Below are 23,708 nucleotides of genomic sequence, written 5' to 3' on the forward strand. Positions count from 1 at the left end.
GAACTACATACAAAACAATAAACGGCGGCGCCGCAATGCGGCGCCGCCGTTTGCATACGCGTGCAAACGCGGGAATTCAACTAGAAAGTGCCCGTTTTTGTAACCGCCCGCCGGAACGAACGGTTTCGGGCGCTCGTCCGACGGGTCTGCTGCCGCGCAAGCGTCCAAAACGGACTTACCGCGCGGGTCAGCGTACGAAATTCGTCCAGGTGCCGGCTTCCTGTTCGGGCAGCTCGATTCCGGCGGCACGCCCCGCCTCGATGCACTTGAGCATCCAGGCCATGTTGCGCCCGAGCTGGCGCATGGTCCACAGGCCCTCTTCGTCCTGTTCCACCTGCTCGGCGCTGTTGCCGTGGACGTTGTTCCAGTAGCGCGAGCTCACGATGGGCATCTGCGAGATGGTAAAGAACTTCTGGATGTCATCGAGCGCGGCGGTGGTGCCCGCGCGGCGGGCGCTCGCCGCGGCCGCCGCCGGCTTGTAGGCGAACACGTTGGGCTGGCCTGCGCGTCCGTTGGCGTAGAACAGGCGATCCATGAACGCGAGCAGCGAACCCGCGGCGTGCGCGTAGTGCACCGGCGCGCCGAACACGAAGCCGTCCGCCTCGGCGGCCTTGATACGGAACTCGTTTACCACGTCGTCGAACACGCAGGCGCCTGTGGTTGAGCACCCACCGCATGCGACGCATCCGCCCACGGGTTTGGCGCCGATCCAGAAGATCTCGGCCTCGATGCCGTCGTCCTCGAGCGTACGCGCGACCTCACGCAGCGCGCGGTCGGTGCAGCCGGCCTTGCGCGGGCTGCCGTTGACGAGCATGACCTTCATGTCGATCCCTCCTCATGTGCTTTCCGCGGCCGCTGCCGGCGGGAAAGTTCGTTCATGCCGGCAGCGGCTTAATGCGCGACCTCGTTGCGCAGGGGCTCGCCGGCAGCCAGATGACGCAGGTTCTCCGCGGCGATCGCGGCGATGTTGTCGAGCACGGTGTACAGGTGGAACTGTCCGGCCACATGCGGGGTGATGAACAGGTTGGGCGCGTCCCACAGCGGGCTGTCGGCGGGCAGGGGCTCGGGCGTGGTCACATCGATGGCGGCGCCGGCGAGCTTGGTGCTCTCGAGCGCGGCGATCAGGTCGTCCTGTACGACGAGGTCACCGCGGCCGCCGTTGACGAAGTAGCAGCCCTGCTTGCACGCATCGAAGAACTTCTTGTCCGCCAGGCGGCGCGTCGCATCCGAACTCGGCAGGAACGACACGACGACGTCGGCGTCGGGCAGCAGGTCGAACAGCTCGTCCATCGTGCGCATGGCCTCGAAGCCCTCGGGTACCTCGCCCACGTGGCGACGCAGACCGCATACGTGCGCCCCCATGGCCGAGCAAAGCCGCGCGAAATGCGCGCCGATGTCGCCTGCGCCCAGCACGAGCACGCGCGTGTTCGCAAGCGTGGTGACCGGACCGCGGTCGGTCCATTCGTGCGCGCGCTGGTCGTCGCGATAGCCGATCAAGCGCTTCATAAGCGCGAGCAGCATGGCGAACATATGCTCGGACACGGCCTGGCCGTAGGCGCCGACGGCGCAGGTGAGCTTGACGTCGGCGGGCACCGTTCCCGCGGGGTTGACGTAGTTGTCGTAGCCCGCGGAGTTGAGCTGCAAAAGCTTGAGGTTGCGTGCCGCCGGCAGACGGTCGGGCGCCAGGCTGCCGATGATGGCGTCCGCGGCCTCGATCTGCTCGTCGGTCACGTCGGCCTTGGTGGTGTAGACGAACTCGGCATCCGGCGCGCCCGCTTCGAGGGTTGCGCGCTGTCCGTCGTGGAAGGGAAGAAGGACCAGGACGTTCATGGGGTCTCCGTTCGGATCGGTGCAGATGATCGCGCGCCGCGTGCCGTGCGCGCCGTATCAGTATAGCGCTCGGAACAAGGCGTCCGATATGGTCCGAAGCCCATCGATCGTCCGGCGCGCCCGCGCAGATAGCGGCGATCAGCCGAGCAGCTCCAGCGTGTCGGCGGCCATGGCCTCGATCGTCATGCCGTTGCGCGCGAGGAGCGCCTCGGGATCGTAGCGATCCGGGAATCCGGCGTGCACGCCGTGGCAGCGCACGCGCACGTCGCACGGTCCCAGATAGCGCGCGACCTTCTCGCCCCAGCCGCCCTCGAGCACACCGTCCTCGAGGGTCACGATGAGCCGATGCGTGCATGCGAGCTCGTCGAGCAGGTCGCGGTCGAGCTCGTTGATGAAGCGCGGGTTCACGAGCGTGGCGCGGATGCCGACGCGGCGTTCGAGCTCGTCGGCGAGCAGCATGCCCTTTCCGAAGAAATCGCCGAGCGCCAAGATCACGACGTCGGAGCCCTCGCGCACCACCTGGTAGGAGGCGGATGCGTAGTCGCGCATCACCGTGCGGGGTGCGGCGAGGTCGGCGCCCTCGGGCATGCCGGCGGCCTCGGCCGCGGCGACCGGCACGCGGATCGCGACGGGCATCTCGCGCTGGCCGAGCGACCAGTCGAGCATGGCGAGGTACTCCTCGGCGCCGGTGGGGGCGAGGTAGCGCAGGCCGGGCATGTCGCCGAGCATGGCGATGTCGAAAAAGCCCAGATGCGTCTGGTCGGTGTTGCCGTACACGGACGAACCGTAGACGAGGATCGTGGCGGGTGCGGCATTGAGGCACAGGTCGTGCCACAACTCGTCGTAGGCGCGCTGCAAAAACGTGCCGTACAGGCCGAGCACCGGCTTGGCGCCCGCCGCGGCGAGTGCGGTCGCGTACGTGACGGCGTGTTCCTCCGCGATGCCCACGTCCACGAATTGCGGACCCGCGGCGGCCCGGCGTTCGGGCGTGAAGCCCATGATATAGGGGGTCGCGGCGTTCACGGCGACGATGGAGCGGTCGCGCTCCATGCGGGGGATCAGGTGGGTGGCGGTGAGCTCGGCGTAGTCGACGTGCGCGGGTCTGTGAGCGGCCGACTTGGCGCCGGTCTCGATATCGAAGGGGCCCACGTGGTGCCAGGCCTCGGGGTCGGCCTCGGCGGGCGCGAATCCCATGCCCTTGACGGTATGCACGTGGAGCACGACCGGATGCTCGCAGCCGCGCAGCTCGGTGAGGGCGTCCACCAGGGCGAGCACGTCGTTGCCCGCCTCGAGGTAGCGGTAGTCGAGCCCGAGGGCGCAAAAGAAGTTGTTCGCGGCGCGGCCCTGCGTGGCGCGCAGCTCGGCGAGGTTGCGGTACAGGCCGCCGTGGTTCTCGGCGATGGACTGGTTGTTGTCGTTGATGACGATGATCAGGCCGCCGTCCAGCTCCGCGGCGTTGTCGAGCCCCTCGAACGCGAGGCCGCCCGAAAGCGACCCGTCGCCGATCACGGAGACGACGTCGTAGCTCGCGCCCATGAGGTCGCGCGCATGCGCGAGGCCGACGCCCAGACCGATGGAGGTGGACGTGTGGCCCATGGCGAACAGGTCGTGCTCGGATTCGAGCGGGTTGGCGAAGCCCGAGGCGTCGTGGTAATGCGCCGGATCGATGAAGCTCTGCGCGCGGCCGGTCAGCGCCTTGTGCGCGTAGATCTGGTGCGAGACGTCGAAGACGATCTTGTCATGCGGGGAGTCGAACACCCGGTGCAAGGCGACGGTGAGTTCGATGACGCCGAGGTTGGGGGCGATGTGGCCGCCCACGCTCGCGGACGACTCGAGCAGCGCCTGGCGGATCTCCCGGCACAGGTCGGGGAGAGCGTCGCGATCGAGATGCTTGATATCGGCCGGTGATGCGATATGCGAAAGATACATCTGCGCGCCCCTCCCTTCGATGTCCGCTCGGCTTGCATCGAACGCGCTTGCGTAACCAATCCAGTGTCTCACACTTTCCCGTGGGATGCGTGGCATCTGTGTGAGTGTCGCGACGTCGTCGGTGGTCGGAATCGTCATCCGCGCCGGTGAACGACGGTAAACGTAGCGCTGTCGCCCTCGTGTTGATTACGTGAGCGTGCAGCCGACCGTCCGAGCGCCCCGGCTAGCCTACGATGAGCTGGGCCAGCTTGATGAGGGCGATGAGGATGGAGCCACCGGCGACGATCGTCTTGAGCGTGGACGCGTCGATGCGGTGCGCGTTGGCGGCGCCTGCGAGGACGCCTGCTCCGTGGGCGATCAGGGCAGCGGGCAGCAGCGTCCACACCTCGGCGCCGATGGAGCCGCCGGCAAAGTAGCCGATTGCGGCTGGGATGCCCACGGCGACCGAGTCGATGAGTGCCATGGCGACGGCCTGGCGCGCGGGGATCCCGAACAGCATGAGCACGGGCACCACGAGCACCGGCCCACCGGCTCCCGACTCCGCGCACACGACGGCGGTGACTGCGCCGATGACGAACAGGACGACGGGGGAGGGTCGACCGGCGGCCTTCGGGTCGGAGCTGGCGTCTGCGGCGGTGTCCGAGCGCGCGGCGTCAGCCCGTATGCGGATGAGCACCGAGGTGCCGCTTGCCAGCACAACCAGGTATAGGATGACCGCGAGGACCGCGGGCGGCAAGATGAGCCCCACGCGCGTGCCCGCGACCGCACCGATCAGGCTTCCGGCGAGCAGGCTCGCGCTGGCGCGCAGCGGCAGATCGCCGGTCTTGCGGTAGGCGGGGCAGCCCAGGATGCCCGACACGATGAAGGCGGCAAACGACAGCGCGAGGCTCTCGATGGGCGTCAGGCCGAGAAAGCCTGCGTAGAACATCGGCAGCAGGAAGCCGGCGATGCCGGTCAGGCCGATGCAGGCGCCGACGAGCGCGTTCATGAGGGTGACAAGGAACAGGGTCATAAAGGGCTTCTTTTCATGAGATGGGTTGGCTGGGGACGTGTTCCGTTCAACCCGTTTTTGGGTGAGCTGCAAGGCAGGGCGCGTCCCCACCGAGGCGGATCCCGGCGGGGACGCGTGGGGTCGACGGGAGACGCGTGCGGTCCCGTTACGCGTTCAGGTCGTCCAGGTAGGCCTGGTACTCGTCAGCCTCGGCGAGGATGGCGTCCTCGTCCAGGGTGAGCACGCGGCGGTCGGCCATGATCAGGCGTCCGTCGACCACCATGTCGCGCACGTCCGAGCCGGTCGTGCATTCCACGAGGGTGTTGACCACGTTGCCGGACGGGTACATACCGGCGTTGCGCAAGTCGACGGTGATGAGGTCGGCGACGGCACCCGGCTCGATGCGGCCGGCATCCGGCTCGCCCAAGAACACGTAGCCGTTCTCGGTCGCCATGTTGACGATGGCGCGCGCCGGCATGACAGCGGGGTCGGCGATGGGCACGCCGTGCTCGACGTTCATGATCGAGCGGAACAGGCGCATCTCGGCCCATAGTGACAGACCGCCGTGGGCGGCACCGTCTGAGCCTAGGCCCTCGACCACGCCGCGGCTGCGCAGGCTCGGGGTCTCGGGCGTGGCCTTGGCGCAATTGGAGAACGGGCAGTGGCACACCTTGACGCCGCGCTCCACGAGGATGTTCTTCTCGACCTCGGAAAGCATGAGGCAGTGGGCGCCCAGGAAGCGCTCGGAGAGCACGTTTCCCAGGCGCTCCAGGTACTCGAAGGGACGGACACCCTGGTTTTGCAGGCTGTAGTTGACCTCGGCGGCGTACTCGTTCATGTGCGCCTGCAGCAGGGCGCCGCGCTCGTTGGCGTGGTCGGCGGTCTTGCGGATAAGCTCCTCGGAGCAGCTCATGAGCGCGCGCAGGGCGTAGGCGACATGCAGGCGGCCCTCGGCTGCGCCGTTCCAGCGATCGTAGAGGCCATCGGCCGCCGCGACGGCCTCATCGCAGGTCATGGCGATGGATGCGGGTAGACCGGGCTGGTCCATGGTCGATACGGATAGTACGCCGCGCAGGCCCGCCTGCTCGTAGACCGTCGCCGCCTCATCCATGAAGTACGACCCGGCATCCGCGAACGCCGCGGTGCCGTTCTTGATCATCTCGAGGGCCGAGAGCTTTGCCGACAGGCGCATGAGCTCCGGGGTGAGCGTGGACTCGAACGGCAGCATGATGCGCGTCCAGATCATGGGCAGCTCGTCGAGCACGCGGCCGCGCAGCAGCTGCTGGCCGGTGTGCGTGTGGCAATCGACCAGGCCCGGCATGACGAGCTTGTGCGTGCCGTCGATGCGCGTGGCGGCCTCGAGCACGGCATCCGCCTCGGCGTCCGCGTCGCGCACAAAGGCGATCTTGCCCTCGGCGATACCGACGGTCCGATGACGCGCAACACCCTCGGCATGCGGCATAAGTACGCTCACATTTTCGATAACGATATCAACCATGGAAAACCCTCCAACTAAAACCTAAGCAGCGAAGGCGTGATCGACGCCGTCGCAGCGGCAGCTCGTCCTCCCCGGCGCGATCAGATTGGCTACCGAGGATGGAGGATATCCCTCAAGTGCAGTTCCGCATGAGCAGGAGGCGCCAGCGGCGCCTCCGTCGCGAAGAGGACTGTCTGAGCATTGAGGGATATCCTCCATCCCCGCATGTCAGCCTAAATCGCGCCGGTGAGGCCGAGCAGCAGCTGCGAGATGACGGCGGTGAGCACGAACGAGCCCGTCATGAAGACGATGCCGACCACGACCATCTTCCAGCCCTGCTTGGCAAAGAATCCGAGCTGGTCGGCGACGCCGATACCGGCGAACGCGCCCACGAGTGCGAGCGGCGCGGTGAGGTCGATGACCGCGACCGACGAGATCACGAAGTCGCGGATCGGCGAGATCGGGCAGGCGACCAGCAGGCCGAGCACCGACACGTACGCCACGATGGGGAGCTTGAGCGGGATGAGCTTGGTGCATGCCATGCCCAGCAGCAACAGCACGATGACCACGCAGATACCCGGCAGGCTCTCGGCGATGCCCACCTGGAAGCCCACGAAGTTGGCAAGGGCGATGCCGATACCGGAGAGCACGAACAAAAAGCCCCATTCGATCGAGCGCATCATGCTACTCACCGTCCTTTTCCTTGGCCTGCACGTTTGCGGCGGCGTCACCGGAGCCGGCCTGTCCGAGGACCTCGGACGGCTCGTGGCGCCATGCGGCGAAGCGCGGCTCGAGCTTCTTGTACAGCCAACCGGTGAAGGGCAGGGCGACGAACATCGCCAGGTATACGCCGTCGATGCCGGCGATGGTCTGCGACGCGCTCGCGAGTGCGGTGATCTGGTCGGCTTGGCCGGGATAGATCACCGACAGCGACCCCACGGCGGCGGCCATCATGATGCCGGCACCCACGCCGGCGGCAAGGCCGAGCGCGAGCGGGTGGAAGATGTTGAAGGCGGCCACGATGCTCGCCATCAGGCCGAAGTAGATAGTGCCGAGCATGCCGCCCACCACGTAGATGGACAGGCTGCCGCGTGCCTCGGGGCTCTCGGCGCCGAAGACGTCGGTGGTGACGGCGAGGTTGGTCTCGCGGTTGATGGAACTCGCGGCGCCGATCGCCTCGCGCTTGAGGCCGAGCGCGAGCGCCACGGGCAGGGCGATCACGATGGTGAGGATGTCGCCCGCGGCATGGCTGAACAGGGCGGGACCCGCCGACACAACCGTGTCGAGCGCAGCGCCGGCGTTGATGCCGAGCTTGGCGATGAACGGGCAGATCGCCACGATCACGAGTTTGGACGCCGCTTTGACCTCGCGCGACTTGAAGATCTTGGCGACGCTCGGGCCGGATAGGATGCCCAAGATGAGCGAGTAGAAGATGGGGAACAAGATAAGCTGTCCCGGTCCCACCGGCACGGCGATCTGTCCGATCGCACTCGCCACCACGGCGAATACGAGGGCGACGATGTAGATCTTCCATTCGGCGCGGATGCGCTCGGCAAGCGAGATGTACGCGTACGCGGAAGCTTGCGGTTTGGCGTTGTCAGCCACGGGTCTTCCTCCCCAAATCGTATGCCTGCTGCGCGCGGCGCGACTGTTTAGCCGCTTGAACGCGCAGGTCATAAGCATGCATCAGCGAGGTTGGTTGGGGGTTGGGTGGGGACGTGTTCCGTTCAACCCATTTGCGTCGGTGTGAAAAAACGTCTGACGTTCTTCACCCGCAGGGCGGATCGCAGAGGTGTTCTTTTATTGTTTCCAGCAGATGACAAACGTGCTACGTCTTCTTTTCCATGTGATGAATTTCGGCGTCGAGCGCGTTGCGCCCCACGTCGCCGTGGCACGATACGCTCGAGCGCATCGTGTGCCCATCGGATTCAAGGATTGCGGAGGCGATCATCATGGGATATATCCGACAGACTGGCGACGTTGCCGTAGTGGATGCGCAACCCGCCTGGCAGCCGAGGGGAATCGAGCTTCTCGCGCCTCGTCGTGACGAGCGTCGCGAGGAGCGTGACGCCGCGGTGCCGTCCATGGCATATCTTTGGTCGATGTCGTTTTTGGCAGACCAGGGACTCTCCCAGATGAGCATGTGAAAACGGCAGACGCTATTGCGCGTTATTTGAGGAAGCCGCCCCCGCGGAACATGAAGCCGGCGCTGCGCTCGAACTTGAGGTAGGCGTCGGTCTTGTGCGACTTGAGGGTGATGAGGCACAAAGGGATCTTGACCGTCTGCGCGGGGTCGATACTCACGAGCGTCATGTAGTCCTGCACGATCTGTGAGAACGGCAGGTAGGCGGCGAAGGCGATGCCGTTATGTTCGGTGAAGAAGGCATCGATCTCGGCTTCGGTCGTCTCGGGCGTGAACATGGCCCTGGGCGACTTGAGGCCGCGCTTGCGGTACATCACGTGGATGGAGCGGTTGAACTCGTCGTAGGTCTCGGACCAGACCACCGGATAGGGGCGCATGTCCTCGAGCGTCACGAACCCCTTGCGCGCCAAGGGGTTCGTCTTGGCGACGGCGATACCGGTGGGCAGGCTGCCGATCTTGAACATGTCGGTGTCGGGGCTCGTGTACTCGCCGAGCGTGCAAGCGACGTCGATCTCTCCACGGCGGAGCGCCTCGATGGCCTCGCGGCCGCCGGTCACGATGATGCTCACCTTCATCTTGAGGTGCGTGCTCGTGAACTTCTCGAGGTTGGTGATGAAGCTCTGGCGGTTGGCGAACTCGGGGGAGCACAGGGCGACGAGCATGGTATCGGGGTCTTTGTCCGTGGGGAAGCAGCGGGCGAAGTCATCGAGCTCGTCAAAGGCGGCGAGCGCCTTGCGCGCGTGATCGTAGAAACCCTGACCGATCGCCGTGGGCTTGACGCCGCGGTTGCCACGGACGAGCAAGCGGGCGCCGAGCTCGCTTTCGAGCTCGGAGATGGCCTTGGAGACGGCCTGCACCGTCACGAACTGACGCTTCGCCGCAGCGGAAAGCGATCCGCCCTCCAATGCGAACACGAAGTATCGAATCTGTCGTATATCCATGATCACCGTGCGTTTCGAATGTGCGACGGATTATCCGTCTGGTCATACATAGTCACAATATGATGAACGCATGCTGTTCGGCTAGCTGTTTTGTGGGTATTCAACCACACGTAGAAGTGGGTCGCCCGCCGGTAAGGGGGTGGAAAAGAGCAGGTCAAAAGCCTGCGCGTGCCGGGCGTGCGGAATCGGCGGCGATATGCGTCGATATGTATCGGACTCACCGCCCGGTGGGTACCATCTTGGCATGTTGCCGATACGGATCCGCGGCGCCGCCCTGTGCGTATGGGAGGCGTTCGCGGTGTGCGATGGATATCGAAGGAGGTCGGTATGATCGATGCCGAGATGATGCGTGCGCTCGTGTGGGCTGCCGCCGGATGCGGGTTCACGTGGTTCATGACGAGCGCCGGGTCGGCCGTGGTGTTCTTCTTCCGCAGCGAGCGCAAGCTCATGCACCATATCTTTTTGGGATTCGCCGCCGGCGTGATGATCGCCGCGTCGGTGTGGTCGCTGCTCAATCCCGCCATCGAGCAGGCCGAGGAGCTCGGACAGGTCGGGTGGGTCCCGGCGGCGGGCGGCTTTTTGCTCGGCGTCGCCTTTCTGGTGCTGCTCGATTCGCTGCTGCCGCATCTGCACGCCGGGGCGGACGAGCCCGAGGGTATGCCGAGCGGCTGGAAGCGCACGACGCTGCTCGTGTCAGCCGTGACCCTGCACAATATCCCGGAGGGCATGAGCGTGGGCTTGCTGTTCGCGATGGCGGCGCAAAACGCCGGCGCGGCGGGCGATGCTTACCTAGGCATGGCCGTCGCGCTCGCCGTGGGCATCGGTCTGCAGAACTTCCCCGAAGGCGCGGCGGTCTCGCTGCCGCTCGCCCGCGAGGGGCTTTCCCGTCGGCGGGCGTTTGCCATGGGTAGTCTGTCGGGTATCGTGGAGCCTATCTTCGGCATCCTGGTCGTGCTCGTGTCCGGCTGGATCCAGCCGTTCATGCCGTGGCTGCTGTCGTTTGCCGCCGGCGCGATGATCTACGTGGTGGTCGAGGAACTCATCCCCGAGGCTCATCTGGGCGAGCATTCCAATGTGGGAACGTTCGGGGTCATCGCGGGATTCGTGATCATGATGGTGCTCGACGTCGCGTTGGGTTGAACCGTCCCCGCGACTTGCCGAGATGCCCGACCTCGCCCCTCATTCGGTCGGTCGCCGCTCATCAGGCGTGCTCCCTCCTCTTTCGGGGCGATCTCGGGCATCTCAGCAAGTCGTCTCCGTTGTGGGAAAATGGGGACAGGCACTTTTTTCCCATTGATTGGAAGGTATTCGTGATCAAGCTGTTCGCCAGCGACCTCGACGGGACGCTGCTCAACGCGTTCCACAAGGTCGACCGCACGATCGTCTCCGCCATCCGCGAGGTGACCGATGCCGGAGCGCACGTGGTGCTTGCGACCGGGCGGACTCTGCTGTCCGGCTCCGACTTGGGCTTCGGCGACCTGCCGGTCGAGGTCTGCGGGGCGAACGGTGCCATCGTCGCGGACCGCACCGGGGTGCTCAAGACCTTTCCGGTCCGTCCCGAGCTGCTTGAGCTGCTGATCCCCGCCTTTCCCGGCATCTGCTTCGACTGCATCGCGCTCGAGGGGACCTTTGCGACCGGCACCGCCGAGATGCGCACGGCCGGATTCGCCTCCGATCCTTGGTGGCGCCAAATCGCCATGCGTGGCATGCGCCAGGTGTTCCAGCAGTCAATCTCCTTCGAGACGCCGCTTTCCGACCTGCTCGATCGTGAGGTGCTCAAGGTCAACTGCCGCGTTGCCGATGCGGGGCTCGCCGCCGAGCTCAAGGCGTTTCTTACCGAGCATGCGGATCTGGTGGTGAACGCCCCCTTCTCGCCGGTGATGTTCGAGATGACCGATCCGGCGGTGAACAAGGGCGCGTCGATCGCGTGGCTGGCTCGGCATCTCGGCGTTCGCGAGGACGAGGTGGCGGTCTACGGCGACGGTGGCAACGATATCGCCATGCTCGAGCGCTTCGAGCATTCGTACGCGACCTCAAACGGCAGCGCCGCCTCCAAGCGCGCCGCCCGCCACACGATCGGCCGCTGCGCCTTCCACGCGGTCCCGCGCCACATGGTCGCCACCGTCCGCAAACAGCGGCGTCGCAACTCCTTGTGACAAGATGGTGCCAGGTTCAATCTTGTCGGTTGGTGGTTCCCGTTGTCGTGGCGACAAGATGGTGCCAGGTCCGATCTTGTCACCTAGCAGTTGCCGGTATAGACGTGCTCCAAATGGCGCCGGGCGACGTCTGCCAAGTGGTACACGGTTTCCACGGGCGTCGGCCCGCGGTCGGTCATGTGCCAGCGCGGGAAGAACCGTGTGATGTGGTAGGTGATGCTCTCGCGCCCACGCCCTTCGTCACGTGAGGCGAGCCAGCGCGCCGCCGCATCGATCTCGTCGTCCGTGTCGTTCATGCCGGGCACGATGAGCGTGGTGACCTCCAGGTGGCAGGCGGGGTCTGCCGCCAGGTGCGCGATGGTTCCCTTGACGCGCTCGAGTGCACCCGGCGCGCCGCCGCAGGTGTCGTAGAACGCGTCCGTGAAGCCTTTGAGGTCGATGTTCGCCGCGTCGATGAGGCCGGCGAGCTCGTCGAGGACGTGCGCCTCGGCGCAGCCGTTGGACACGAGCACGTTCACGAGGCCGTGCTCATGGGCGAGACGGGCGCAGTCACGCACGTATTCCCATCCCACGAGCGGCTCGTTGTAGGTGTAGGCGATGCCCGTGACGCGCTTATCGCGTGCGCGCGCATCGATCGTGAGGCCCACCAGCTCCTCAGGCGAGACGTCCCGCCACGGGATATCCGCTTCGCCCGCATGCGAGATGTCGGCGTTCTGGCAAAACGGGCAACGCAGGTTGCAGCCGTAGCTGCCGACCGACACCACGAAGGTGCCCGGCATGAAGCGCGCGAGCGGCTTCTTTTCGATGGGATCGAGGGCAAGCGAGGTCACGCGGCCGTAGTTCTCTGCGACGACGACCCCGTCGCGCGCCCTACGCGCTCGGCAGAATCCGAGCTGCCCGGGCGCTAGCCGGCAATGCCGCGGGCACGCGGTGCAGGTCGTGCTCATGATGCCTCCAAAGCCGATGGGAAAAAGGTGCCTGTCCCCATTTTCCCGCGTGGGAAAATGGGGACAGGCACCTTTTTCCCACTGTTTCCGTTACAGATGGCGGGTGACGGTGAAGCGTTCGAGCGTGACGCTGGGTTCATCCAGATTGATGCCGCCCTTGCGCGCCGCGATGCGCAGCTGCTCGTCGACGGTGTCCACGCCGTCGAGGTCGGGGAGCAGCAGCCCGCGCCGCCCGCGGCTCGCGCTCACGATCACGCCGTAGCGCGTGGGGTCGAGCTCGTGGGGCCCGTCGATGGGCTCGGGCGCCGACAGGACATCGACGTCGTAGACGAGCTCGTCCAGCTCGTCGGCATCGACCGCATCGAAGCGCGGGTCGCGGCAGCCCGCCGAGACGGCGTTCGCGCAGATCTCGGCGGCGAGCGTGTCCCGCGTGGGCATGATGGTCCCGATGCATCCGCGCAGCTGGCCGTTCTTCTTGAGCGAGACGAACGCGCCGGCCGCGGTGGAGAACAGCTCGTCGGGAAGGGATGCGGCCAAGTCGTCAGGCAGGTCGTGCGCCGGATCGATGCGCCGCCCCTCGCGCACGTAGGACTCGAGGGCGAAGCGCGCGAGCCGTACCCACGGGCTTTCCGCCGCCTTGCGCCGCGCCATATCCTCGGCGCGCCACGCCGTGTACCGCTCGTCGATCGCGCGCGATCCGTCGGATCCGACGGCGCCTGCGGGCGTGAACGCGGCGATGCCGTACCCCACGCCGAAGGGCCCCTCATGCGAGAGCAGCTCGGCGCACACCGCCGTGCGGTCGAGTGTGCCCGCCATGATCTGGAACGAACGCAGGCCGCATTCGGCGGCGCGCTCGCACATGCCCGGATCGGCGGTGAGCAGGGCGAGAAAATCGCCGGCTGCGAACGCGTCGCACACGTAGCCGTCGAACACGGGGCCGTCCGCCGCGAAGCCGTACGGCCCGTCCTCGGCGAGCTTATGCGACAGGTCGCCCGAGGCGATATAGACGCAGCGACGGTCGAGGTCGTCGGCGGCGCGTTGCACCAGCTTGCCCAGGCGATAGTGGTCGAGCGGGGAGAGCCCGGATATGCCGATGCGCACAATGTGGTAGGCTCCCGGCTCGTCTCCTGCGGCGCGGCGGCGCTCATATTCCTCCTGCACGAAATGCAGCGGGACGAGCACGCCCCAATCGAGGTCGGGGACGCGCTCTCCGGCCGTTCCCGCGGGAAGACCTTGCTCGTCCGCCATCCGGCAGAGGGTGTCGACGAATTCGCGGTCGTAGTGCACACGGCTCCCATCGGCGCGATCGCCGAACTGGGAGAACGTCCCGCGCGCGCCCTCGCCGCCCGAGATGTGGAGGTAGTCGAGATAGCACGTCGCATGCGGGCTCGAGATCACGATGGTCTCGGGCGCGAGATCGGCGATGCGACGGGCGACCTCGCGGTAGGCGTCGATGGTGGCCTGGATGCCCGCCTCGCGACCACCTCCCACGCCGGGCACGATCAGCGGCGGATGCGGAACGGCGAAGGCGGCGAGGATGGACATGCGATCATCTCCCTATGCGAAGGCATATTCCCAGTATTCCCAAAATGGGTTATTTGGGGACGTGTTCGTTGTAGACGACACGGTGTCGGCCAAAGGGTGACAAGTTTGAACCCGGCCCCATCTTGTCGCTTGTGCAGAGACGGTGCCGGCGGGTGCCCGCGGTATATTCATGCACACGGTGTGCAATAATGCACACAGAGTGAAATTGCAACCGGAAGGACTGCATGGCTCAGGCCGACTACAGGTGCGACCGCCGCTCGCGCCGCTCGCAACATGCGCTCATCGGCGCGCTGACCGAGCAGCTCGGCGAGGGCGAGGACCTCTCGCGCATCACGGTGGCGTCGCTCACCGACCGCGCGGGCCTCACGCGGCGCACGTTCTACACGCACTACAAGGACATCCCCGATTTCGTCGAGCAGGTCGAGACGGCGTTGCTGCACGAGATCCGCAGCCGCATCGAGCGCATCGGCTCGGCGACGCTGCCGGAGCTCTACCGCAACATCGACGAGCTCGAGCCGGCGCCCGGCTCGGTTGAGCTGCTGTGCTACCTGCGCGACAACAGCGAGCTCATCGGTTCGCTGCTCGGCCCGGGCGGCGATCCCGCTTTCATCAAGAAACTCATCGACCTCGCGCGCGCCACGGTGGCCGACCGCATGCAGACCGGCATCTTCCCGGGGGCGCTCGGCGCGTTCTTCGATTACTACCTGAGCTACGTCGTCACCGCCGAGGTGGGCGTGGTGCAGCGCTGGTTCGAAAACGGCCTGCGCGAGAGCCCCGAGACCATGGCGCGCATCATGACGGTCATCGCCTTCGTGCGCCCGGGCGACCTGTACGGCAAACCCATCGACATCAACGTGCCCGCATACGGCATGAAACTCTTGAATCTGCAGCTTGAGGAACGGAAAGGACGCACCCATGAGTGAGGACAGCAAGATGGACGGCACCGCGGTGCCCGAGGGGGCCATCTGGAACCCGGACAACGTCTACGGGACGCTGCATCTGGGCATCGACGTGGGATCCACCACGGTCAAGCTCGCCGTGCTGAACGACGACAACGGCATCGTCTACGCCAAGTACCAGCGCCACCATACCGACGTGCGCGCCTGCGCGCGCGACCTGTTCGCCGGCGCGGTCGGTCTGCTCGGCGACACGCCCATGACCTGCGCCATCACCGGTTCGGGCGGCCTTTTGCTCTCGCAGTGGCTCGGCCTCGAGTTCGTGCAGGAGGTCATCGCGAGCAAGCGCGCGGTGGAGACCCTCATCCCCGCCACCGACGTCGCCATCGAGCTCGGCGGCGAGGACGCCAAGATCATCTACTTCGATCAGGGTATCGAACAGCGCATGAACGGCACGTGCGCCGGCGGCACGGGCGCGTTCATCGACCAGATGGCCACGCTTTTGCACACCGACGCCTCCGGCCTGAACGAGCTCGCGAAGGGCGCCACCACCATCTACCCGATCGCCAGCCGCTGCGGCGTGTTCGCCAAGACCGACGTCCAGCCGCTGCTGAACGAGGGCGCCCGTCCCGAGGACGTCGCGGCCTCCATCTTCCAGGCCGTCGTCACGCAGACCATCTCCGGCCTCGCGTGCGGCCGCCCCATCCGCGGCAACGTCGCCTTCCTCGGCGGCCCGCTGCAGTACCTCTCCGAGCTGCGTCATCGCTTCTACATCACGCTCGAGCTCGACGAGGCGCACCGCATCGTGCCCGAGAACGCCCACCTGTTCGTGGCGAGCGGCGCCGCCATGGCCCGCGAGTCCGACAAGCTCTCCACGTTCCCCGAGCTCATCGCGGCCATCGACGCGCTCGGCGACACGCAGGGCTCCGAGGTCGCGCGCCTGGACCCGCTGTTCGCCGACGACGAGGCCTACCGCGCCTTCAAGGACCGCCACGACCGCGAGGTCGTGCCCAAGGGCGATCTTGCGAGCTATGCCGGCGGTCGCGTGTTCATCGGCATCGACGCCGGCTCCACCACGATGAAGGCGGCTATGGTCGGCGAGGACGGCCAGCTGCTGCACACCTGGTACGGCAACAACAACGGCGATATCCTCGGCACGGCCAAGACGATCATGGCCGACTTCTACGCGCACATCCCCGCGGGCTGCACCATCGGGCACGTGACCACGACCGGTTACGGCGAGGCACTGCTCATCGAGGCGCTCAAGGCGGACTCGGGCGAGATCGAGACCGTGGCGCACCTGCGCGGCGCCAAGGCCTTCCTGCCCGGCGTCGAGTTCATCCTGGACATCGGCGGCCAGGACATGAAGTGCCTGCGCGTGCGCGACGGCGTCATCGAGCACATCATGCTCAACGAGGCGTGCTCCTCGGGCTGCGGTAGCTTCATCGAGAGTTTCGCGGTGTCCATGAACATGGACGTGCGCGCCTTCGCCGAGGAGGCCATCCGCGCCAAGAACCCGGTCGATCTGGGCAGCCGCTGCACGGTGTTCATGAACTCCCGCGTCAAGCAGGCGCAGAAGGAGGGCGCGACGGTGGGCGACATCGCCGCCGGCCTGTCCTACTCCGTCATCAAGAACGCCCTGTTCAAGGTCATCAAGCTGCGCGATCCCAAGGAGATCGGCACCAAGGTCATCGTCCAGGGCGGCACCTTCATGTCCGACGCCACCCTGCGCGCCTTCGAGCAGCTCACCGGCGTCGACGCCATCCGCCCCGACATCGCCGGCTGCATGGGCGCCTACGGTGCGGCCCTGCTCGCGCGCGACCGCGCGGGCGAGGCGGGTGTCTCGACCATTCTCACGGCCGACGAGATCGCGACGCTCACCGTCACGCAGAAGCACGCCCGCTGCGGCCGCTGCTCCAACAACTGCCAGCTCACCATCAACGACTTCGGCGGCGGCCGTCGCTTTATCACCGGCAACCGCTGCGAGAAGGGCGCGGGCCACAAGAAGACCAAGACCGAGGCCCCCAACCTGTTCGCCCGCAAAAACGAGCTGTTGTTCGACCGCCCCGTGCTCGACGAGGCCGACGCCCCGCGCGGCACGGTGGGCATCCCCCGTGCGCTTAACATGTACGAGAACTACCCGTTCTGGCACACGTTCTTCACCAAGCTGGGCTTCCGCGTGGTGCTGTCGGACAACTCGAGCAAGAAGGTCTACGAGGCGGGCATCGAGTCCATGCCGTCGGAGTCGGTGTGCTACCCGGCCAAGCTCTCCCACGGCCACATCATGAACCTCATCGACAAGGACGTCGACTTCATCTGGATGCCCTGCATCCGCTGGGAGCGCAAGGAGGACGAGGCCGCGGGCAACTGCTACAACTGCCCGATCGTCATGAGCTATCCCACGGCGCTCGGTCTGAACATCGACGACATCGCCGCCAACGACGTCGAGTTCATGTACCCGTTCGTGCCATACCACGATAAGATCGAGCTCAAACGCCGCCTGTACCAGCTCATCGCCGTCGATCGTGTGGCCGACGCCGAGGCCGGGCGCGGTCGCGTGCGCGGGCCCAAGATCACCCGCTCCGAGATCGACGCCGCGGTGAACGCCGCCTACGAGGCCGACGCCGCCTTCCACGAGCAGATCCAGACCATGGGCGAGGAGACCATCGCCTGGATCGAGGAGCACGGCGGCCACGGCATCGTGCTCGCCGGGCGCCCCTACCACAACGACCCCGAGATCAACCACGCCCTGCCCGAGCTCATCTCGAGCTTCGGGTTCGCGGTGCTCACCGAGGACTCGGTGGCGCACCTCGTGAAGCCCGACCGCCCGATCCGCGTCGTGGACCAGTGGATGTTCCACAGCCGCCTGTACCGTGCGGCCAAGCTCGTGACGCTGCGCAACGATCTCGACCTGATCCAGCTGAACTCCTTCGGCTGCGGTCTGGACGCCCTCACCACCGACCAGGTCCAGGAGATCCTCGAGGGGTCCGGCAAGATCTACACCGTGCTCAAGATCGACGAGGTGTCGAACCTCGGCGCGGCGCGCATCCGCGTCCGCTCGCTCATGGCCGCCCTCAAGGACCAGGAGGCCGAGCGCGCCGCCGCGGCCGCTGCCGCCGGTGAGGCCTACGAGCCCGGTGACGCCGCGCCCGTGACGCCGAGTGGCGATGCCCCGGCGTTCGCCACGCACAAGTACGCGCTGTCCGCGCAGCGCCGCGCTAACTCCGCTGCGTTCGAGAAGGTGCCCTTCACCGAGGAGATGCGCGATGCGGGCTACACTATCCTGTGCCCGCAGATGGCGCCGATCCACTTCGACCTGGTGAAGGAGGTCATGAAGGCGGGCGGCTACAACTTCGAGCTGTTGCCCTCCACCGATCGCGGCGCCGTCGAGGCCGGCCTGCGCTACGTGAACAACGACATCTGCTACCCGTCGATTCTCGTGACCGGCCAGATCATGGAGGCCATCGAGAGCGGCCGCTACGACCTGTCCAAGACCGCGGTCATCATCTCCCAGACCGGTGGCGGCTGCCGCGCCACCAACTACATCGCGCTCATCCGCAAGGCGCTGCGCGAGTCCGGTCACCCCGAGATCCCCGTGATCAGTCTGGCCGCCGTCAAGCTCGACGAGTCCAACCCCGGCTTCAAGCTGTCGCCCGGCCTGCTCAAGGCCGCCGTGTACTGCGTGCTGTTCGGCGACGTGATGATGCAGATGCTCTATCGCTGCCGCCCCTACGAGGCTACGCCGGGCGCCGCGAACGCGCTGTTCGAGGAGTACATGGCGCGCGCCCGCAAGCTCGCGCCCAAGTTCACGCGCCGCAGCTTCACCAAGCTGTCGCGCGAGGCCATCCACGCCTTCGACACCATGCCGCTCGTCGGCGAGGGCTCCAAGCCGCGCGTGGGCGTGGTCGGCGAGATCCTCGTCAAGTTCCATCCCACCGCGAACAACCATGTGGTCGAGGTCATCGAGCACGAGGGCTGCGAGGCCGTGGTCCCGGGTCTGCTCGACTTCTTCCTGTACTCGATGAGCAACGCCAAGGTGCAGAAGGACGAGCTCGGCAGCTCCGCGGCATCGCGTGCCGCGATGGACGCGGCGATCGCGGCGGTCGACTGGATGCGCAAGCCGGTCGACGACCTGCTGGAGAAGTCCGTGCGCTTCGAGCGCCCCGAGCCCATCTCCGTTATGGCCGAGAAGGCCAACACGGTTCTGTCGCTGTGCAACAACATGGGCGAGGGCTGGTTGCTCACCGCCGAGATGCTCGACCTCATCGATCACGGCGCGCCCAACATCATCTGCACGCAGCCGTTCGCCTGCCTGCCCAACCACGTGGTGGGCAAGGCCGTGATCAAGGAGCTACGCCGCCTGCATCCCGAGAGCAACATCGTGGCCGTCGACTACGACCCGGGTGCTTCGGAGGTGAACCAGCTGAACCGTATCAAGCTCATGATCTCGGTCGCCAAGGAGAACATGCGCGCGGGCAAGGGCTTCACGATGGAGCATATCAAACCGCTCGAGATGGACGCCGTGGATTCCAAGTTCCGTCCGCATCACGACGAGGACGAGGGCGCCTCGGGGTCCTGCACCGCCTGCGGCGCGGTAAGCGAGGAGGCCGTGGCAGCCGTCGCCGACCGTCTGATGGGAAAATAGGGACAGTCCCCTTTTTCCCAGTTCGTATCCGGCAGGGCGGGAAAATAGGGACAGTCCCCATTTTCCCGCTATTTCCGGTTCGCCGCCCACAGCAGGGCGAGGCCGCGCAGCGTGAGGGTGTCGTCCACGGCTGCGTCGTGGCGCAGCAGCGCGGCGATGGTCGCGGCGCCCTTGCCGGTCACGATGACGGTGGGATCGGCGAGCCCGGCCTCGGCGATCGCGGCGTCGAGCAGGCCGTCGATGCGCGCGACCTCGCCGAAGACCACGCCCGACTGCATGGCGGCGCGGGTGTTGCGGCCGATGACGCGCGCCGGCGCGCGCAGTTCGATGATGGGCAGGCGCGCGGCCGCCGCGGCGAGCGAGCGGGCGCCGAGCGCGACGCCCGGCGCGATGATGCCGCCGGCGAACGCTCCGCGGTCGTCGATGATCTCGAAGTTGGTCGTGGTGCCCAGGTCGACCACGACCGCCGGCGCGCCGTAGGCGGTCCGTGCGGCGACCACGTCGGCGATGCGGTCCGGCCCCACCTCGGATGGGTCGTCGTAGCGCATCTGGACGCCGGTCTTGAGACCCGGCCCCACCACGAGCGGCCGCCTGTCGCAAAGGGCGGCGAGCGCTTGGCGCCAGGTGTCGGTCAGCGAGGGGACCACGCACGAGAGGATGGCGCCGTCGATGTCGCGGGCGTCGAGCAGTGCGAGCGCCTGGCGCACCTGGATGCGCGCCTCGTCGCAGGTGAGCGGCTGCTGGGTCGTGAACTCGCATGAGCCCAGCAGCTCGGGCGCGTCGCCGTCGTCGGCGGTGAACAGCCCGAAGCGCGTGGTGGTGTTCCCCACGTCGACGGTCAGAACCCGCTCCATATCGTCCTCCTCTGTAAAATAACCCCTGGGGTAATTCTACATGGTGCCCCGAGGCTCGTGGGCATTGTATAATCTCACGCGTCCGTTCCGTAACCCGACTTCCCGGTTCGAGGGGAAGCGGATATACGAGGGAGAACAACATGAGCTCTACGAGCGACCGCGCGGGTCTGCGCGGGCAGCTGTCGGCGGCCGGCATTCTGATCGGTTGCGTCGGCTGCGTCATCATCACGGCGTCGTCGGTCTACACCGCCCTCAAGATGGGCTCCCTGCCGTGGCCGACCATCTTCACCTCCATCACCGCACTCGTCCTGTTGCGCGCAGTGGGCAAGACGAGCCTCAACGAAGCGAATATCACCCAGGTCATCATGTCCGCCGGTTCCATGGTCGCGGGCGGTTTGGCCTTCACCATCCCCGGCATCTGGATGCTCGGCATGACCGATCAGGTGGGCTGGGGCGAGATGCTCGCGGTGGCGCTCGCCGGCACGTTGCTCGGCCTCGTGTGCACCGCGCTCATCCAGCGGCACTTCGTCGAGGAGTCCGACCTCGAGTACCCCATCGGCACCGCCGCGGCCGAGACGCTGCTCGCCAGCCGTGACGGCGGCTCCACCGGGCGCAAGCTCTTCGGCTCCATGGCGATCGCCGGCCTGTGGTGCGTGGCGCGCGACGTGTTCGCCCTTATGCCCTCGCTCGTGCTGCAGCTGCCGGTGCCGGGCGTGGCCTTCGGCATCCAGAACTCGCCGATGCGCTGGGCCGTGGGCTTTTTGGCCGGTCGCCGCTCCATCGTCTACTGGGCGCTCGGCGCCGTGCTCGGCTGGTTCGGCATCGTGGTCGGCGGCGACGCCATCGGCCTGTGGGATACGGAAACGGCGCAGGGCATCGTGAGCAGCCTCGGCATGGGGCTCATGATGGGGTCCGGCGCGGGCGTGGTGATCCGCGACATCGCGCTGCCGGTGCTGCGGCGCGCGCGCATCAAGACGGTCGCCCACGGCGGCGCGTCGGCCGGTGAGCCGGAAGCGCACCAGGACGCACCGCAGGGCTTCGTTTCCCGCTTCATCTCGCGCTACGACGCCGGCGTGCTCGCGCTCATGGCCGCGGCCGCGGCGCTCATCGTGTGCTTCGTCCTCGACCTCGGCCCCGTGGTCGCCGTCGTCGTGGTGCTGCTCGCCTTCGTGACGGCCATCATGAGCGCGCAGTCCGTCGGTCAGTCGGGCATCGACCCCATGGAGATCTTCGGCCTCATCGTGTTGCTGTTCGTGGCGGCGTTCTCCGAGGCAACGCAGGTGCAGCTGTTCTTCGTCGCGGGCATCATCGCGGTGGCGTGCGGTCTTGCGGGAGACGTCATGAGCGATTTCAAGACCGGCCAGATCATCGGCACGAGTCCGCGTTCCATGTGGTTCGGCCAGGCGATCGGCGCGGTGCTGGGAACGTTCGTCGCCGTGGCAGTCATGGTCGCGCTCGTGACGGCCTACGGACCCGAGGCGTTCGGCACGGACGCGCTGTTCGTGTCCGCCCAGGCCAACGTCGTCGCCACGATGGTGTCGGGTATCCCGAGCGTGCCGGGCTTCGCGATCGGGCTGCTCGCCGGCGCGGTGCTCTACGTGGCGGGCATTCCCTCGATGATGCTCGGCCTCGGCGTGTACCTGCCGTTTTACATGTCCATCTCGACCGTGCTCGGCGCCGTGGTCCGCTCGGCCTACGACCGCGTCTGCGCCGTCCGCGGAACGGATGCGGAGGCTTCGGAGGAGGCGGGCGTGGTCGTCGCCTCGGGCGTGCTCGGCGGCGAGTCCATCGTGGGTGTCATCGTGGCCTTCGCGACCGTGGCGTCCGGTCTTGCGGGCTGATGCGGGATCCGCTCGGGATCGTCGATCGTTCCGTGCGAACGACAGCGATTTCCCGTTGTCTTCGTTCGGGGGATTGTCGCGGCTTCAGGTGGGTATCAGCTTGTAGTACCATAACGGATACCTGCGGGCCGGTCGCGCCCGCCCGCACGATCGCATAGGAAAGGAGCCCCCTGTGGCTGTCAACGAGAAGCTGCTGCTTGCCGTCCTCGAGGAGATCCGCCCGAACCTGCAGGCCGACGGCGGCGATATGGAGTATCACGGCGTCGACGAGAACGGCGTCGTCTCCCTCGAGCTCACCGGTCACTGCGCCGGCTGCCCCATGAGCCAGCTCACGCTCTCCATGGGTATCGAGCGCATCCTGAAGGAGCACGTGCCCGGCGTCACGAGCGTCGTGGCCGTCAACGAGATGGGCGGCGACATGTCCGACCTGTACGACGAGTACGCCCCGTTCTAATCGCGGCGTCAAACGACCTGTGCGCGATGCGGCCACCTCACCGTGGCCGCATCGTCTGTATAGGGACCGAATACGAGATGCGGCGTCCCACCCGCTTTGCTTCGCACGGGCGCCGTCGTTCGTCCCGTCCCGCTCGAAGGGGGTATCGTGCTCAACGAGCTCTACCATAGCCTGGATCCCGTCGCGTTTTCGTGGGGGCCGATCACGATCTACTGGTACGGCCTGGCCTATATCGTCGGCTCGATCCTCACGGCGATCGTCATGTACCGCACCCAGCGTCGCTGGAAGCTCGGCGTGTCGCTCGAGGACCTCGTGACGGTCGTCACCGGTGTCGTGCTCGGTCTCATCGTCGGGGCGCGCCTGTTCTACGTCGTCTTCTACGGGGCGGGCTACTATCTCGAGAACCCGCTGGAGATCTTCGCGCTCAACCACGGCGGCATGAGCTTCCACGGCGGCCTTGTCGGCGGTATCGTGGGCGGCGCGCTCGTGTGCCGCCTGTACCGCCTGTCGGTGTGGACCATCGCCGACCTCGCGGTGATCGGCGCGCCGGCGGCGCTGTTTTTGGGCCGCTGCGCGAACTTCGTCAACGGCGAGCTGTGGGGCAAACCAACGGACCTGCCGTGGGGCGTGGTGTTCGAGAGCGGGGGAGACATCGCGCGGCACCCCTCGCAGCTGTACGAGGCCCTGCTCGAGGGCGTCGTGCTGTTCTGCATCATGCAGGTGCTCTCGCGCCGCACGCCGATCCCGCCCCAAGGGACGTTCATGGGCGTGTTCGTGGCGTGGTACGGCGTGGCGCGCATCCTCGTCGAGTTCGTGCGCGTGCCGGACGCGCAGCTCGGCTACCTGTTCGGCGGCGTCATCACCATGGGGCAGCTGCTGAGCCTGCCGCTCGTGGTCATCGGCGTCGCCCTGATCGCGTACGCACAGCGCGCCGACAGGCCGCAGCGCGCCTATATCGAGGAATGAGGGTTACAGGGATATACGGGTGAGGTGTCTGCTCGAACGGCGAGCGGGTACCGATGGCTTGACGTGAACGTGTCGGTGTCGGGGGGGGATGAC

At 66.7% G+C, this 23,708-nt stretch carries 19 protein-coding genes; 8 read left to right on the forward strand and 11 right to left on the reverse strand.

Going from position 1 to position 23,708, the window contains the following annotated elements:
* Positions 1-187: 187 nt before the first annotated feature.
* From I6E04_RS09105 to I6E04_RS09135, 7 genes are all read right to left on the reverse strand, one after another.
* Positions 188-823: a flavodoxin family protein gene (locus tag I6E04_RS09105; RefSeq protein WP_235422880.1), complete on the reverse strand. Its 636-nt coding sequence runs from the start codon at positions 821-823 to the stop codon at positions 188-190.
* 68 nt (positions 824-891) lie between these two features.
* Positions 892-1,830 carry a D-2-hydroxyacid dehydrogenase gene (locus tag I6E04_RS09110; protein ID WP_235422881.1) on the reverse strand — a complete coding sequence of 313 codons (939 nt, stop codon included), beginning with the start codon at positions 1,828-1,830 and terminating at the stop codon, positions 892-894.
* A gap of 138 nt (positions 1,831-1,968) precedes the next feature.
* On the reverse strand, positions 1,969-3,759 hold the full coding sequence (locus I6E04_RS09115) for a 1-deoxy-D-xylulose-5-phosphate synthase (protein ID WP_235422882.1): 1,791 nt from the start codon (positions 3,757-3,759) through the stop codon (positions 1,969-1,971).
* Between the two features lie 223 nt (positions 3,760-3,982).
* Positions 3,983-4,771 (reverse strand): sulfite exporter TauE/SafE family protein, encoded by a 789-nt coding sequence (locus I6E04_RS09120; RefSeq protein ID WP_235422883.1) that lies wholly within the window; start codon positions 4,769-4,771, stop codon positions 3,983-3,985.
* A 145-nt stretch (positions 4,772-4,916) separates the two neighbouring features.
* On the reverse strand, positions 4,917-6,248 hold the full coding sequence (locus I6E04_RS09125) for an amidohydrolase family protein (protein WP_235422884.1): 1,332 nt from the start codon (positions 6,246-6,248) through the stop codon (positions 4,917-4,919).
* A gap of 212 nt (positions 6,249-6,460) precedes the next feature.
* Positions 6,461-6,919 carry a hypothetical protein gene (locus I6E04_RS09130; RefSeq protein ID WP_235422885.1) on the reverse strand — a complete coding sequence of 153 codons (459 nt, stop codon included), beginning with the start codon at positions 6,917-6,919 and terminating at the stop codon, positions 6,461-6,463.
* The gene (locus I6E04_RS09135; RefSeq protein ID WP_235422886.1) at positions 6,912-7,832 is read right to left on the reverse strand and encodes a DUF3100 domain-containing protein; all 921 of its coding nucleotides are present in this window, start codon (positions 7,830-7,832) and stop codon (positions 6,912-6,914) included. Before I6E04_RS09135 ends, I6E04_RS09130 begins: the two co-directional genes overlap by 8 nt.
* Before the next feature lie 347 nt (positions 7,833-8,179).
* Between I6E04_RS09135 and I6E04_RS09140 the strand changes: the two genes are divergently transcribed.
* Complete coding sequence (locus I6E04_RS09140) at positions 8,180-8,374, forward strand: hypothetical protein (RefSeq protein ID WP_235422887.1); 195 nt, start codon at positions 8,180-8,182, stop codon at positions 8,372-8,374.
* Between the two features lie 22 nt (positions 8,375-8,396).
* Here I6E04_RS09140 and I6E04_RS09145 read toward each other — a convergent pair whose 3' ends face one another.
* A complete protein-coding gene (locus I6E04_RS09145; RefSeq protein WP_235422888.1) occupies positions 8,397-9,311 on the reverse strand; it encodes a LysR family transcriptional regulator in 915 nt (304 codons plus the stop codon).
* Positions 9,312-9,638: 327 nt separating this feature from the next.
* Between I6E04_RS09145 and I6E04_RS09150 the strand changes: the two genes are divergently transcribed.
* Entirely contained in the window at positions 9,639-10,451 is an 813-nt protein-coding gene (locus tag I6E04_RS09150; RefSeq protein ID WP_235422889.1) for a ZIP family metal transporter, read from the forward strand.
* 170 nt (positions 10,452-10,621) lie between these two features.
* A complete protein-coding gene (locus I6E04_RS09155; protein ID WP_235422890.1) occupies positions 10,622-11,467 on the forward strand; it encodes an HAD hydrolase family protein in 846 nt (281 codons plus the stop codon).
* Between the two features lie 83 nt (positions 11,468-11,550).
* Here the strand turns inward: I6E04_RS09155 and amrS are convergent, their stop codons facing one another.
* Both amrS and amrA read right to left on the reverse strand, forming a co-directional pair.
* Positions 11,551-12,414 (reverse strand): AmmeMemoRadiSam system radical SAM enzyme, encoded by an 864-nt coding sequence (amrS, locus tag I6E04_RS09160; RefSeq protein WP_235422891.1) that lies wholly within the window; start codon positions 12,412-12,414, stop codon positions 11,551-11,553.
* A gap of 90 nt (positions 12,415-12,504) precedes the next feature.
* Entirely contained in the window at positions 12,505-13,959 is a 1,455-nt protein-coding gene (amrA, locus tag I6E04_RS09165) for an AmmeMemoRadiSam system protein A (protein ID WP_235422892.1), read from the reverse strand.
* Positions 13,960-14,183: 224 nt separating this feature from the next.
* Here amrA and I6E04_RS09170 point away from each other — a divergent pair, with 224 nt between their 5' ends.
* Positions 14,184-14,882: a TetR/AcrR family transcriptional regulator gene (locus I6E04_RS09170; protein WP_235422893.1), complete on the forward strand. Its 699-nt coding sequence runs from the start codon at positions 14,184-14,186 to the stop codon at positions 14,880-14,882.
* Positions 14,875-19,500, forward strand: a complete 4,626-nt coding sequence (locus I6E04_RS09175; RefSeq protein WP_419179995.1) for an acyl-CoA dehydratase activase-related protein — start codon at positions 14,875-14,877, stop codon at positions 19,498-19,500. The genes I6E04_RS09170 and I6E04_RS09175 overlap by 8 nt, the downstream gene beginning before the upstream one ends.
* A 68-nt stretch (positions 19,501-19,568) precedes the next feature.
* Here the strand turns inward: I6E04_RS09175 and I6E04_RS09180 are convergent, their stop codons facing one another.
* Positions 19,569-20,354 (reverse strand): type III pantothenate kinase, encoded by a 786-nt coding sequence (locus tag I6E04_RS09180; protein WP_235422894.1) that lies wholly within the window; start codon positions 20,352-20,354, stop codon positions 19,569-19,571.
* Between the two features lie 140 nt (positions 20,355-20,494).
* On the opposite strand from I6E04_RS09180, the gene I6E04_RS09185 reads away from it, so the two are divergent.
* From I6E04_RS09185 to lgt, 3 genes are all read left to right on the forward strand, one after another.
* Positions 20,495-22,195: an OPT/YSL family transporter gene (locus I6E04_RS09185; protein ID WP_235422895.1), complete on the forward strand. Its 1,701-nt coding sequence runs from the start codon at positions 20,495-20,497 to the stop codon at positions 22,193-22,195.
* 172 nt (positions 22,196-22,367) lie between these two features.
* Positions 22,368-22,649 carry a NifU family protein gene (locus tag I6E04_RS09190; RefSeq protein WP_235422896.1) on the forward strand — a complete coding sequence of 94 codons (282 nt, stop codon included), beginning with the start codon at positions 22,368-22,370 and terminating at the stop codon, positions 22,647-22,649.
* Between the two features lie 147 nt (positions 22,650-22,796).
* Positions 22,797-23,615 carry a prolipoprotein diacylglyceryl transferase gene (gene lgt / locus I6E04_RS09195; protein ID WP_235422897.1) on the forward strand — a complete coding sequence of 273 codons (819 nt, stop codon included), beginning with the start codon at positions 22,797-22,799 and terminating at the stop codon, positions 23,613-23,615.
* Positions 23,616-23,708 lie beyond the last annotated feature (93 nt).

It is taken from the genome of Collinsella tanakaei, from assembly GCF_021531055.1.
In the GTDB taxonomy this organism is placed as follows: Bacteria; Actinomycetota; Coriobacteriia; order Coriobacteriales; family Coriobacteriaceae; genus Collinsella; species Collinsella tanakaei_B.

Bases quoted from the DNA above. Each gene is read 5' to 3' on its own strand.
- I6E04_RS09105 (WP_235422880.1), bottom strand. From the start codon at position 823: ATGAAGGTCATGCTCGTCAACGGCAGCCCGCGCAAGGCCGGCTGCACC.
- I6E04_RS09110 (WP_235422881.1), bottom strand. From the start codon at position 1,830: ATGAACGTCCTGGTCCTTCTTCCCTTCCACGACGGACAGCGCGCAACC.
- I6E04_RS09115 (WP_235422882.1), bottom strand. From the start codon at position 3,759: ATGTATCTTTCGCATATCGCATCACCGGCCGATATCAAGCATCTCGAT.
- I6E04_RS09120 (WP_235422883.1), bottom strand. From the start codon at position 4,771: ATGACCCTGTTCCTTGTCACCCTCATGAACGCGCTCGTCGGCGCCTGC.
- I6E04_RS09125 (WP_235422884.1), bottom strand. From the start codon at position 6,248: ATGGTTGATATCGTTATCGAAAATGTGAGCGTACTTATGCCGCATGCC.
- I6E04_RS09140 (WP_235422887.1), top strand. From the start codon at position 8,180: ATGGGATATATCCGACAGACTGGCGACGTTGCCGTAGTGGATGCGCAA.
- I6E04_RS09145 (WP_235422888.1), bottom strand. From the start codon at position 9,311: ATGGATATACGACAGATTCGATACTTCGTGTTCGCATTGGAGGGCGGA.
- I6E04_RS09150 (WP_235422889.1), top strand. From the start codon at position 9,639: ATGATCGATGCCGAGATGATGCGTGCGCTCGTGTGGGCTGCCGCCGGA.
- amrS (WP_235422891.1), bottom strand. From the start codon at position 12,414: ATGAGCACGACCTGCACCGCGTGCCCGCGGCATTGCCGGCTAGCGCCC.
- amrA (WP_235422892.1), bottom strand. From the start codon at position 13,959: ATGTCCATCCTCGCCGCCTTCGCCGTTCCGCATCCGCCGCTGATCGTG.
- I6E04_RS09170 (WP_235422893.1), top strand. From the start codon at position 14,184: ATGGCTCAGGCCGACTACAGGTGCGACCGCCGCTCGCGCCGCTCGCAA.
- I6E04_RS09175 (WP_419179995.1), top strand. From the start codon at position 14,875: ATGAGTGAGGACAGCAAGATGGACGGCACCGCGGTGCCCGAGGGGGCC.
- I6E04_RS09180 (WP_235422894.1), bottom strand. From the start codon at position 20,354: ATGGAGCGGGTTCTGACCGTCGACGTGGGGAACACCACCACGCGCTTC.
- I6E04_RS09185 (WP_235422895.1), top strand. From the start codon at position 20,495: ATGAGCTCTACGAGCGACCGCGCGGGTCTGCGCGGGCAGCTGTCGGCG.